11 protein-coding genes are annotated in these 12,690 nt (G+C 54.5%); 4 read left to right on the top strand and 7 right to left on the bottom strand.

What is annotated here, in order from left to right:
• Positions 1 to 102: 102 nt before the first annotated feature.
• Positions 103 to 975 (bottom strand): DMT family transporter, encoded by an 873-nt coding sequence (locus tag HEP82_RS00705; protein WP_192456331.1) that lies wholly within the window; start codon positions 973 to 975, stop codon positions 103 to 105.
• 308 nt (positions 976 to 1,283) lie between these two features.
• On the opposite strand from HEP82_RS00705, the gene HEP82_RS00700 reads away from it, so the two are divergent.
• The gene (locus HEP82_RS00700; protein WP_192456330.1) at positions 1,284 to 1,784 is read left to right on the top strand and encodes a MarR family winged helix-turn-helix transcriptional regulator; all 501 of its coding nucleotides are present in this window, start codon (positions 1,284 to 1,286) and stop codon (positions 1,782 to 1,784) included.
• A gap of 74 nt (positions 1,785 to 1,858) precedes the next feature.
• Here HEP82_RS00700 and argG read toward each other — a convergent pair whose 3' ends face one another.
• Entirely contained in the window at positions 1,859 to 3,211 is a 1,353-nt protein-coding gene (gene argG, locus HEP82_RS00695; protein ID WP_192456329.1) for an argininosuccinate synthase, read from the bottom strand.
• A 327-nt stretch (positions 3,212 to 3,538) separates the two neighbouring features.
• Positions 3,539 to 4,666: a nickel/cobalt efflux transporter gene (locus HEP82_RS00690; RefSeq protein ID WP_192456328.1), complete on the bottom strand. Its 1,128-nt coding sequence runs from the start codon at positions 4,664 to 4,666 to the stop codon at positions 3,539 to 3,541.
• Positions 4,667 to 4,773: 107 nt separating this feature from the next.
• Here HEP82_RS00690 and HEP82_RS00685 point away from each other — a divergent pair, with 107 nt between their 5' ends.
• Both HEP82_RS00685 and HEP82_RS00680 read left to right on the top strand, forming a co-directional pair.
• Positions 4,774 to 5,052 (top strand): metal/formaldehyde-sensitive transcriptional repressor, encoded by a 279-nt coding sequence (locus tag HEP82_RS00685; RefSeq protein WP_012763726.1) that lies wholly within the window; start codon positions 4,774 to 4,776, stop codon positions 5,050 to 5,052.
• Between the two features lie 181 nt (positions 5,053 to 5,233).
• Positions 5,234 to 5,821 (top strand): DJ-1/PfpI family protein, encoded by a 588-nt coding sequence (locus tag HEP82_RS00680; RefSeq protein ID WP_012763725.1) that lies wholly within the window; start codon positions 5,234 to 5,236, stop codon positions 5,819 to 5,821.
• Between the two features lie 70 nt (positions 5,822 to 5,891).
• Here the strand turns inward: HEP82_RS00680 and xylR are convergent, their stop codons facing one another.
• The 4 genes from xylR to xylF all read right to left on the bottom strand — a co-directional run bounded on the left by xylR (position 5,892) and on the right by xylF (position 10,970).
• Positions 5,892 to 7,079, bottom strand: a complete 1,188-nt coding sequence (xylR, locus tag HEP82_RS00675) for a D-xylose utilization transcriptional activator XylR (protein ID WP_192456327.1) — start codon at positions 7,077 to 7,079, stop codon at positions 5,892 to 5,894.
• A gap of 134 nt (positions 7,080 to 7,213) precedes the next feature.
• Positions 7,214 to 8,386 (bottom strand): xylose ABC transporter permease XylH, encoded by a 1,173-nt coding sequence (gene xylH, locus HEP82_RS00670; protein ID WP_192456326.1) that lies wholly within the window; start codon positions 8,384 to 8,386, stop codon positions 7,214 to 7,216.
• On the bottom strand, positions 8,364 to 9,905 hold the full coding sequence (locus tag HEP82_RS00665) for a xylose ABC transporter ATP-binding protein (RefSeq protein ID WP_192456325.1): 1,542 nt from the start codon (positions 9,903 to 9,905) through the stop codon (positions 8,364 to 8,366). The genes xylH and HEP82_RS00665 overlap by 23 nt, the downstream gene beginning before the upstream one ends.
• A gap of 69 nt (positions 9,906 to 9,974) precedes the next feature.
• Positions 9,975 to 10,970, bottom strand: a complete 996-nt coding sequence (gene xylF, locus HEP82_RS00660; protein ID WP_192456600.1) for a D-xylose ABC transporter substrate-binding protein — start codon at positions 10,968 to 10,970, stop codon at positions 9,975 to 9,977.
• 359 nt (positions 10,971 to 11,329) lie between these two features.
• Here xylF and xylA point away from each other — a divergent pair, with 359 nt between their 5' ends.
• Positions 11,330 to 12,649 (top strand): xylose isomerase, encoded by a 1,320-nt coding sequence (gene xylA, locus HEP82_RS00655; protein WP_192456324.1) that lies wholly within the window; start codon positions 11,330 to 11,332, stop codon positions 12,647 to 12,649.
• The last annotated feature ends 41 nt before the right edge of the window (positions 12,650 to 12,690 follow it).

Below are 12,690 nucleotides of genomic sequence, written 5' to 3'. Positions count from 1 at the left end.
ACGCCCCAGTCAGACGCGAATAAGACAGGGTAAAAAAGCGCTGCCGTTCCGGTGTGCCGCTGATTAATCCGGGGATGACATTCCCCTACGCCACGCGGCAACTCAGCCGCTACGACCGAGTTGCGCTTTTCTCTTCAGGAACGCTAAATCCTGGGCGGCAATGACAGCGCCGAAAATGAAAACAACGCCGAGCAGTTGTGCGCCGGACAATCCCTGAGACAAAAACAAAAAACCCAGTAACAGAGCGACAAGCGGGCTAAGGAAACTCAGCATCGACATGGCGACCGGCGAATGCGCCTCTACGCCGGAGAACCACATGAAATAAGCCAACAGCGACCCAGGTATCGCCAGATAAAAATAACCGGCCGCATTTATCAGGGATAAATGAACTGGAAGCGACTCCACCATCAACTGGAGCGGCAGAATAACGATACCACCGCAAAATAGCTGCCAGCCGGTGAATGTCAGCATCGACATCCCTGGCGGGCGCCCCCATTTTTTGGTCAGCACCAAGCCCGACGCCATACTACATGTCGCCAGCATCGCCGCCATCAAGCCCTCTGGATTCAGTGGCGCGTCAGGCAACGAAATCAACAACACAATTCCCGCGCCGCCCATGACGGCGGCCATTACCTGCTGCTTCGCGATGGGTTGCGCCAACAGCAGGCATGACAGCACGATCACCACCAGCGGCTGAAAAGAGCCGACCAATGCCACCACACCTCCCGGCAATCTGTAGGCGGCGAAAAACAGCATGACAAAGAAAATACCGATGTTCAGTGCCCCCAGGACAAACAAGCGCCGCAGCCAATAGAGACTCGGCATCGGGGTGCTGGCGATAAGCAGGAGTCCCGGCGGCAAAGCACGAACCAACGCCGCCAGCAATGGCCTGTCGGCCGGCAAAAATTGGGTGGTGACAAAATACGTTGTCCCCCAGACACAGGGCGCGTAAAACGCGAAATGCTTAAGTTGCATACCCCCCTCCTTCAACAATGTGCCAATTCATGAACAACGAGCCGTTGTATCGCGTCAAAAGAGACACATCCGGCACAACCATCCGGCATGAACCACAGCCTGGCGATATGTCGGTATGAGGTTAACCGATCATATATTTCATTGTCGAAATATACTTTTTAGTAATTTACTTTACGGTAATATATTAGATTGAATTTTTCTCTATTGAATATTAGAGTCATACGTATCGCGTTCAGGAGTTTTCATCGCGTATGACGAGTAAGGACGGACAAGACAGATGTATTGGCTGATTCAAGGATATCGCCGAGATGCCACGCTACCTGGAAGTATCTGATATTATTAAACAATGGGAACAAGAACGTCCGGATCTGGATGTCAGCCCCATGTTGGTTATCGGGAGTCTATCCCGCGTCAGCCTGCTGATTGACCGGGCGTTAGACAGGGTTTTCAGCCAACATCACTTAAGCGCCAGAGAATTCGACATTCTGGCCACCTTGCGCCGGAGCGGTGCGCCGTATGCCATCAGCCCGACGCAAATCGTCAATGCACTGATGATCAACAACAGTACGCTAACCAGCAGGTTGGATCGTCTTGAGAGCGCAGGATGGCTGCGGCGGGTTCCTATTCAGGGAGATCGGCGCTCCGTGAACATCCAGCTTACGGATGAAGGGTTCGCACTCATCAACCAGGTAGTGGCTGAGCATGTCGAAAATGAAAGGCAGCTGCTTTCCCTTTTCAGCGATGAAGAAAAAGTCACGTTACGTACGTTGCTCTCTCGTTTTGAAAAACACCTGAACACCACCGTCTGACAGGCCTGACAACCAATTAGAGCCATCAAAAAAGGGCATACGTGTATGCCCTTTCGTTGTAATGCCGCCCGGCGCTATTTGGCGGATTTGTCCTGCAACTGCGAGTTGCCACTCACCAATGGTACACCGGTATTGCCGGAGGAAAGCAGGCCGGTTTCCGCATAGTTGAACAGTTTTTCGCGCGTATCGATGATATCCAGGTTACGCATGGTCAACTGGCCGATACGATCATCCGGCGAGAATACGGATTCGCCTTTTTCCATGGTGAGACGCTCCGGTTTGTAGGTCAGGTTATCGGAGACGGTATTCAGAATGGAATAATCATTGCCGCGACGCAGTTCGAGGGTGACTTCGCCAGTAATAGCGCTAGCGACCCAACGCTGCAACGCATCACGCAGCATCAGCGCCTGCGGATCGAACCAGCGCCCCTGATACAGCAGACGGCCCAGCTGACGACCGTGGGCGTGATACTGCTCAATAGTGTCTTCGTTGTGGATACCCGTCATCAGGCGCTCATAGGCGATATGCAGCAGCGCCATCCCTGGGGCTTCATAGATACCACGGCTTTTCGCTTCAATAATTCGGTTCTCGATCTGATCGCTCATGCCGAGGCCATGACGGCCGCCGATACGATTGGCTTCCAGCATCAGTTCAACGTCGTCAGTGAAGGTTTTGCCATTCAGCGCTACCGGGTAGCCGCGTTCGAAACGCACGGTCACTTCTTCCGCCGGGATGTGTACGTTTTCGTCCCAGAACTTCACGCCCATGATGGGATTAACGATTTTCACGCTGGAATTCAGGAACTCCAGATCCTTGGCCTCATGCGTCGCCCCCAGCATGTTGGAATCGGTGGAGTAGGCTTTCTCGGCAGACATCTTATAGTTAAAGCCCGCTTGCGCCATAAACTCGGACATTTCCTGACGTCCGCCCAATTCATCAATGAAATCCGTATCCAGCCAGGGTTTGTAGATCTTCAGCTCAGCATTGGTCAGCAGACCATAGCGATAAAAACGTTCGATATCGTTGCCTTTGTAAGTGCTGCCGTCGCCCCAGATATTCACGCCGTCTTCTTTCATTGCCGCCACCAGCATGGTGCCAGTCACCGCACGGCCCAATGGGGTGGTGTTGAAGTACGTCATACCGCCGGTGGTGTTGTGAAACGCACCGCACTGAATTGCCGCGATGCCTTCAGCCACCAGTTGCTTACGGCAGTCGATCAGACGGGCGTTTTCCGCTCCATACTCCTTGGCGCGGCGCGGAATGGCCTCGTAGTCATCCTCATCCGGCTGCCCCAGATTTGCCGTATAGGCGTAAGGTACGGCCCCTTTCTGACGCATCCAGAGTAAGGCGGCGCTGGTATCCAGACCACCGGAGAATGCGATGCCAATCCGCTGACCAACCGGAAGATGTTTCAGAATCGTCGTCATAACTATTAGTCCCTGCTCGAGTTCGGTGGCGTTAAGCTTAGCAGCCCGCCGGTTTACGCAATACATGAGAATACATTGAAGCAGCCAGGATCACGATGGCGCCGTTGGGATGGCGTTTTCATCATCACGTTCATCAATGCATATTTATGCAAAATATATGATTTATAATTTAATCATCTTTTTTTGCCGACCGGAAGAGAAGAGCGAGATTTTTGGAGGAAAATTTCGTAGATACAGTAAAACCGGCGTTGAAAACGCCGGTTGAAGGCGGTGATACCCCAACAAGGGCCGGAATGAACACCTCAACGCAATGACGTGGGACACAGATTAGAAGAAATTCAGTCGACCAGCGCCGTGAACCAGCATATAGGCACCGACCAGAGCAATCAGCAGGCTGGAAAAATAAGGCGCACGACGCGCCAGCGTCGAAAATCCCGACCAGCGTCGGCTGACCTGCTTCACGCTGATCGCCGCTCCCACGCCGACGGCAACCAGCGTCAGCGCCAACCCGATACTGAAGCACACCACCAACGCCGCTCCCAACGAAAACGCCTTCACCTGAAGACACAACAGCAAGACGGTGATCGCCGCCGGGCAAGGCAACAACCCGCCGGTCAGCCCGAATAATAAAATCTGGCCATTGGTTGCCCGTCCATCGGCAAACCGGCGGCGAATTTCACTGGCGTGAGCTTGCTCATGGGCGTCCTGATATTCGTCGTTATGCACCACAGGTTGTCCATGCCCGTCATCGGAAAAAACCAATGGGTAATCATGGTGATGGTCGCCGTGGCCCAGGGTCAGAGACGCCAGAAAACTGTGCGGCTCCGGGATGGTCTGCGCCGACTCCAGATACCCCTCGCGCTCGACAAAACAGAAGCGCTGTCGTTCGCCTGCCGACCGTTCCGTCTCTACGTATACTTGTTCCGCCGCCCACTGCGCTCCGGATAAAGCTGTCAATCGCCAGCGCGGTTCACCGGTTTCTTCAATGATCGCCAGCATCACCCGACCGTGGCCGGTATCGACGATACGCTGCTCATCATGGTGATGTTCATCATGGTGGTGTTCATCATGGTGATGGTGGTGCTCATGGTGATGCATATCCCATTGCCGCTCCCCCTGCCAGGTTCGCCAAAACATCCAGGCCGCCGTGCCAAGAATGATGAAACCAGAGCACAGCTGCAGCCAGGGCTCCGTCGCTTCCGCAGTAAAGGCATTGCTCAAATACATGCCGCCCAGCGCGATCAACCAGACCACGACGGTATGCGACAGCGTAGCCGCCAGCCCCAGCATGATCGCCTGCCGCACCGTCCCCTGAATGGCAATAATAAACGCGGCCATCATGGTCTTCGAATGACCGGGTTCCAGACCGTGTAATGCGCCCAGCAACACCGCGCTGGGAATAAACAGCCAGGCATTGGCTACGCCCTGCTGCAAAAGAGAGACGAAATCAGTCATAGTGAGCATCCGTGTCCGGCGTTTACATGCCTGGATAGAGTGAAAGGAAATGAGAATCAGTTTTATACTATACCCCAGTATATTATGAGACAACCCCGGAGTATTTCATGCCTCATACAATTAAAGACAAAAAGAAGCTGTTGACCCGAGTCAGACGCATAAAAGGCCAGGCGGAAGCGCTGGAAAAAGCGCTGGATAGCGGCCACAGCGAATGCCTGCAAATACTCCAGCAGATCGCCGCCATCCGCGGTGCAGTAAATGGTCTGATGAGCGAGGTGCTGGAAGGGCACATTCGGGTACATTTGATGAACGAGAATGCAGACCCCGCAGAACGGGAAACAGATTTGGATGCGATCGTGGCGGTCATCCGCTCATACCTTAAATAACCCCGCGTCTGCAGAGTCTGCGATCCATAGACTCGCTGCATGATGATGTCGGTTTGCAATACCCATCAATATTCAGCGCGCGTTACGCGATACAAGGCACAGATTCAAAACGTAGTTTCATTTTTTAGCTATTTATTTGCTATCCTTGCGAGCATCAACTCCCCCGATTGCTGGAGATATTATGGCTAAGAAAGTCGCCGTCCTGCTGGCGCCCGGATTCGAAGAAGCAGAAGCGGTCATGGTCATCGACGCCCTGCACCGCACTCAAGTAGAGGTCATGACGCTGTCCTGCCAGGACATGCTGGAACTGCGTAGTTATCACAATATCCGCATGTTTGCGGACGCACTGCTGGAACGCAATATGGATACCCTGTTCGACGCAGTGGTGATCCCCGGAGGGCCGCAAGGCACGGTAAATCTGGCCGCCAACCCGCTGGTCGCTGAATTTATCCGCCGTCATGACGATGCCGGTCGGCTGATTTGCCCACTTTGCTCCGCTGCGGCCCGTGTGCTTGGCGGCCACAACTTATTGAAAGGCCGGCGTTATGTTTGTTCCGGTGATCTATGGAAAGACGTAACGGACGGCGTATATGTCGACCAGAACGTGGTGGAGGATGGCAATCTGATCAGCGGTAAAGGGCTGGGGGTGGCATTTGATTTCGCCTTCACCATCGCTCACCGGCTGACCGGTAATACCGACGACATCAACTACCAGGTTGAGCACATTTACTATGACTCCTGGCGTGTTAAGGAAACAGCCCACGCCTGAGTCGTCTGTCAGATACCCTCTTCCAAGGCTGCATGGCCATGCAGCCTTTCAGTCACGTTGCCAGGCGACATCAGTCACTGTAATCCCCTTCGCCATACCGTTCCCGATACTCTTTTGGCGTCATACCGTAGTCTTTCTTAAACACGGAATAAAAATACGGCAGCGACGGATAACCGCACATTGTCGAAATTTCATTGACGGACAACGACGTAGAAACCAGCAGATTACGGGCGCGATCCCGTTTTTCTCTATGAATGATGCCGTGAATCGTCTGGTTGGTTTCATCCTTAACGCGCTTCTCCAGATTGGAACGGGAAAGGCCAACCGCATCCAGCACCTGCTCCACCTTGATGCCGCGGCAGGCGTGATGACGAATGAAATGCAGCGCCTGAATCACCGCCGGATCATGCACCGAACGGTAGTCCGTAGAGCGGCGTTCCGCCACCCTCATCGGCGGCACCAGAATCCGCTGTAACGGCAACGGCTGTGACGCCAACAGCAGTTGATGCAGCAGCTTCGCGGCCCGATACCCCATCTGGCGCGTTCCCTGCACTACGGAAGACAATGCCACCCGCGACAGGTAGCGCGTCAACTCTTCGTTATCGATACCGATGACGCACAACTTTTCCGGCACCGGGATATTCAGATGCTCGCAAACCTGCAGCAGATGGCGAGCCCTGGCATCCGTCACAGCGATAATGCCGGTCTGCGGCGGCAGTGTCTGCACCCAATCAGCCAGACGGTTCTGCGCGTACTGCCAGTTATCCGGCAACGTTTCCATTCCCTGATAAACCACGCCTTGATACTGTTCCGCCGCCACCAGCTGTCGGAAGGCATACTCCCGTTCCTGCGCCCATCCCTTGCCCGCCTCAGCCGGTAAACCGTAAAAGGCGAAACGGTGAATCCCTTTTTGTTTCAGATGCATAAACGCGCTTTCCACCAGCGCGTGGTTATCGGTGGCGATATAGTGCACCGGCGGATAATCCGCAGGATTATGATAAGAACCGCCAACCCCCACCAGCGGCACCGAGACATCGGCCAGCCGGCGGATAATGTCTCGATCGTCGAAATCGGCGATCACGCCATCACCGAGCCAATCGCCGATGTTTTCCAGACGACAGCGAAAATCCTCTTCGATAAAAATGTCCCAATCACACTGCGAAGCCTGCAGGTACTCCCCCACGCCTTCCACGACCTGCCGGTCGTAAACCTTGTTGGCATTGAACAACAGCGTAATTCGATAGCGCTTCTCAAACATGCGATGCATCTCATCCGAGCGGAGCCTTCCTGCATAACACAGCCTGCTTACGGCCAGAAAATGAATTTCCCCATTTTGCGAAGCGCCTCGAGCACCCGATGGATCGCGCCGCCCGTCCACATCGCGAATGTGTCTCAGGCTTTACGCTTAGTGGCGGTATCCATCCATACCGCCAGCAATAAAATGCCGCCCTTCACGATGTACTGCCAGAACGTGGGCACATCCAACATGCTCATTCCATTATCCAGCGATGCCATGATAAAGGCCCCCATCACCGCGCCGGCTACGCTGCCGACGCCGCCGGCCAGGCTGGTTCCGCCGATAACGCAGGCGGCGATGGCATCCAGTTCGGCAATATTCCCCGCCGATGGCGACCCAGCGCCGAGACGGGAGCTGAGCACCAGACCGGCCACCGCCACTAGCAACCCATTGATGGCGAATACCGCCAGCTTGGTGCGCTCAACATTGATGCCGGACAACCGCGCCGCATCCAGATTACCCCCCACCGCATAAATCCGGCGTCCGAACGCAGTACGAGCCGCCATAAAAACACCCGCCAGCATAATCAATGTCAACAGCAAGACCGGCGTGGGCACACCACGATAATCGTTGAGTAAATAGATAGCGCCCAACACAACAGCCGCCATCAGCGCCTGACGGCCGACGTCGGCGGATGACGAAGCCACCGGCAACCCCAGATGCTGACGGCTGCGTCTCTGGCGCCACTGCCATGCGACAAACAGCAGCAACCCCAACACACCGAACAGGAAACCGACGCCATCCGGCAGATAACTCTGGCCAATCCGGGACATGGCGGGCGATGTGGGAGACACCGTGGTGCCGTTAGTCACACCGATCAGCACGCCGCGAAATGCCAGCATCCCCGCCAGCGTCACGATAAAAGACGGCACCCGACGATAAGCGACCCACCAGCCATTCCACGCCCCCAACAACAATCCCAGCAACAGCGTGACAACGATAGTCAATGGCAGCGGCCAGCCAAACCAGACATCGAAGATCGCCGCCGCCCCCCCCAGCAACCCCATCATTGAACCGACCGACAGATCGATCTCGGCGGAAATAATGACGAAAACCATGCCTACCGCCAGAATGCCGGTGATAGCCGTCTGGCGCAGCAGGTTGGAAATATTACGGGCGCTCAAATAGGCCCCATCGGTCATCAACGTAAAGAACAGCCCGATGGCCACGACCGCTGCAATCATCACGTAGACCTGCAGATGAAAATTTTTGGCGCGGCGAGGCGCGGCCAGGGCGCTCGACCGTTCAGACAGCGACGTTTTCAGCATGATGCTCACTCCTCAGCGCGGCTTCCATGACCTGTTCCTGCGTTAACCCTCGATTAGGCAGATCAGCCCGGATACGTCCCTGGTGCATCACCAGAACCCGATCGCTCAAGCCCAATACTTCGGGCAATTCGGAAGAAATGACGATGATGGCAATCCCTTGCTTAACCAATTGATTGATGAGTTTATAAATTTCATATTTCGCACCGATGTCGATGCCGCGCGTGGGCTCATCCAGAATCAGAATTTTAGGGTGCAGCAGCAGACATTTCGCCAAAATAGCTTTCTGCTGATTGCCGCCGCTCAGACGGGCAATCGCCAGTTCCGGCGACGCGGTTTTCACCTTGAGATGGGCAATAGACTCACGAACACAATTCTGCTCTCGCGCATCATCCAGCACAGACCCGCCGCCGCTGAACTGCTCCAGCGCCGCCAGCGTAATGTTCTGCGCCACACTCATTACCGGCACAATACCGTCTTTCTTGCGGTCTTCCGGCACCATGGCGATGCCGAGCGCTATGGCGTCCCGACAATGACGGATAGTGACCGGCTTTCCCTCCACCAGAACCCGCCCTTGCCAGCGCCCCGGATAAGCGCCGAACACACACTGTACTGTCTCGGTACGCCCTGCACCGACCAGGCCGGCAATCCCCAGGATCTCGCCGCGATGTAACGAAAACGACACCTCATCCACCCGACGAATATGGCGGTTGACGGGGTGCCAGGCGGTCAGGTGCTCCACCCGCAACACTTCGTCACCGATATCGTGCGGTTCACCGGGGTACAATTCGGTTAACTCACGGCCGACCATCATGGCGATGATCTGCTCCTCGCCAAGCGATGCCGCCGGATAAGTGCCGACATGCTTGCCGTCGCGAATGACGCAAATCATGTCGGAAATAGCTTTGACCTCATTCAGCTTGTGGGAAATGTAGATACAAGCGATGCCGTGGTGACGTAGATCCTGCACGATATTCAACAGCACCGTGGTCTCTTTCTCGGTCAGCGATGCCGTCGGCTCATCCAGAACCAGCAACCGCACCTGCTTATTGAGCGCTTTGGCAATTTCCACCAGTTGCTGCTGGCCGAGCCCGAGATCGCCCACGCGGCTGTTGGGGTCGACATCCAGCTTTACCTGTTCCAGCATCTTCAGACAGCGCAGATACATGGCGTCGTAGTCCATCACGCCAAAATGCGACCATTCATTGCCGAGGAACACGTTCTCCAGCACCGTCATCTCTTTGACCAGCGCCAGTTCCTGATGAATGATGGCGATGCCCTTCTGTTCGGTGTCGCGGATATGCGCAGCCCGCAATTCATCGCCGGCAAACCGGATGCTGCCTTCATAGCTGCCGTGCGGATATACCGCACACAGCACTTTCATCAACGTAGACTTGCCGGAACCGTTTTCTCCGCACAGCGACAACACTTGCCCGACATCAAGCTGCAGGCTGATGTTGTCCACGGCTTTCACAGCACCGAAAGTCTTGGTGATATTTTTCATTTCCAGCAAACAAGGCACGATGCACTCCCTCTTTACCCGCAGTCTCTGCCGTCAATGGACAACATCGCCATCGACGGCGACGCCTCCTCAGTACACATCCGATTTTTTGTGGAAACCGTCAGCGACTACGGTACTGTCGATGTTGTTCTTATCCACGGGGATCGGCGTCAACAAGAAGGAAGGAACGGCTTTCTTGCCGTTATTCAGCGTGGCGTTCGACGGGGGCATTTTCCCCTCACCCAGCGAAATCGCGATATCGGCGGCGTCCTGCGCCAGTTTGGTAATGGGTTTGTAGACCGTCATGGTCTGGGTGCCTGCGACGATTCGCTTGATGGCCGCCAGATCAGCATCCTGACCGGAGATCGCCACCTTGCCCGCCAGCCCCTGCGCCGCCAACGCCTGAATGGCGCCGCCGGCCGTAGCGTCGTTCGAGGCCACGACGGCATCGACCTTATTGCTGTTGGCCGTCAATGCGTTTTCCATGATCTTCAGGGCGTTTTCCGGTAGCCAGGCGTCCACCCATTGGTCGCCGACCACGTTAATTTTCCCGTTATCAATTAACGGTTTTAATACTTTCATCTGCCCTTCACGGAACAGCTTGGCATTATTATCAACCGGCGATCCGCCCATCAAAAAATAATTTCCCTGAGGCACTTTATCAACCAGATATCGGGCCTGTAATTCGCCTACCTTCTCATTATCAAACGAAATATAAAAATCGATATCCGCATTATTAATCATGCGGTCATAAGCCAGTACCTTTATTCCTTCGCGTTTAGCCTCTGCAATAACATTGCTTAAGACCTTGCCGTTATAGGGAATAATAACCAGCACATCGACGCCGCGATTAATCATATTTTCTATTTGCGATATCTGGGTCTCCTCATTGCCATTCGCGGATTGTACAAACACTTTCGCTCCTTGCGTTTCCGCTTTCTGCACGAAAATATCCCGATCCTTTTGCCAGCGTTCAAGCCTTAAATCATCGATCGCCATACCAATTTTCACTTCCTTGGCGAATCCCGGCTGACCCAGCGTAGCGATAACGGCACAGACTGACAGCAAAATGTATTTCACTTTCATCATTGAGTACCTTTCGTTATTTGAATGCAGGGAACCCCTGACAGGTAAATCCCGTGGTCATCGGAATTGTTGACGCAAAAAGTGCAGAGCATCAATTGCTGATTTTTATCCCTTGATTACGATTTTTAGTTTAATTGTTATTTTTTGATAGCGGTCATATTTTACGCTTGTTAACTCTGTTTTTTCACGTAGCTATTCCGAGCAGGTTTGCAAATTTTATTAATTCATTTTTGAGAACACGCGCACATTTAATAATTATCTTAATTCCAGTGTAAAATAACGTAATTGAGCCGCCCAAATATCGATACGAATAATTAAGCAGTGTCCCGTCTGTCGGGAAAGTTTCCAAGGAGATGAGAATGCACGCTTATTTCGATCAGATAGAAAAAATCCGCTTTGAAGGTCAGGGCAGCAGCAACCCATTAGCTTTCCGTCACTATGATCCCGAACAGGACATTCTCGGTAAACGGATGGCTGACCACCTGCGCTTCGCGGTGTGTTACTGGCATACGTTCTGCTGGAACGGCGCGGATATGTTCGGCGCCGGCGCGTTTACCCGCCCCTGGCAATGCAGCGGGGATCCTCTGGCTCTGGCGCGCGCCAAAGCGGACATTGCGTTCGAGTTCTTTCAGAAGTTGGGAGTTCCCTATTACTGCTTCCATGATGTGGATGTATCGCCGGAAGGCGGGTCGTTACAGGAGTATCGCAGCAATTTTGCCGCCATGACCGATATTCTCGCGGCTAAACAGCAGGATACCGGCGTCAAGCTGCTCTGGGGCACCGCCAACTGCTTCACCCATCCGCGTTACGCCGCCGGCGCCGCCACCAATCCGGATCCGGAAGTGTTCGCCTGGGCGGCGACGCAAGTCTTCACCGCCATGAACGCCACTCTGCAGTTGGGAGGAGAAAACTATGTGCTGTGGGGAGGACGCGAAGGCTATGAAACCCTGCTGAACACCGACCTGCGTCAGGAAAGGGAACAAATCGGCCGTTTCATGCAGATGGTGGTGGAACATAAACACAAGATTGGTTTTCGCGGCACGCTGCTGATCGAACCCAAACCGCAGGAACCCACCAAGCACCAGTACGATTATGACGTCGCCACCGTCTACGGTTTCCTGAAACAGTTCGGGCTGGAAAAAGACATCAAAGTCAATATCGAGGCCAATCACGCGACACTGGCGGGCCACTCCTTTCACCATGAAATCGCCACCGCCATCGCGCTCGGCATTTTCGGTTCGGTGGACGCCAACCGCGGCGATCCGCAGCTCGGCTGGGATACTGACCAGTTCCCTAACAGCGTGGAAGAAAACGCGCTGGTACTGTATGAAATCCTACAAGCGGGCGGGTTCACCACCGGTGGGTTGAACTTCGACGCCAAGGTGCGCCGCCAAAGCACCGATCGTTACGATCTGTTCCACGCCCACATCGGCGCGATGGACACGCTGGCGCTGGCGCTGAAAGCGGCAGCGCGCATGATCGAGGATAACGTGTTGAGTCAGCAGGTGGCACAGCGTTACTCCGGCTGGAACGGTGAACTGGGCCAACAGATCCTACAGGGTAATACCTCGCTGGAAACGCTGGCGCACTATGCGGAACGCCACCAGCTCGCTCCCCAGCACCGGAGTGGCCGCCAGGAAATGCTGGAGAATCTGGTCAACCGCTATCTGTACGGCTGATGTTGTCCGTTCGGCATGCCATCCGGCTACGGTTGAACTCG

The organism is Musicola keenii (assembly GCF_014855505.1).
Classification (GTDB): domain Bacteria; phylum Pseudomonadota; class Gammaproteobacteria; order Enterobacterales; family Enterobacteriaceae; genus Musicola; species Musicola paradisiaca.
This window is presented reverse-complemented; position numbering and strand designations above follow the sequence as displayed.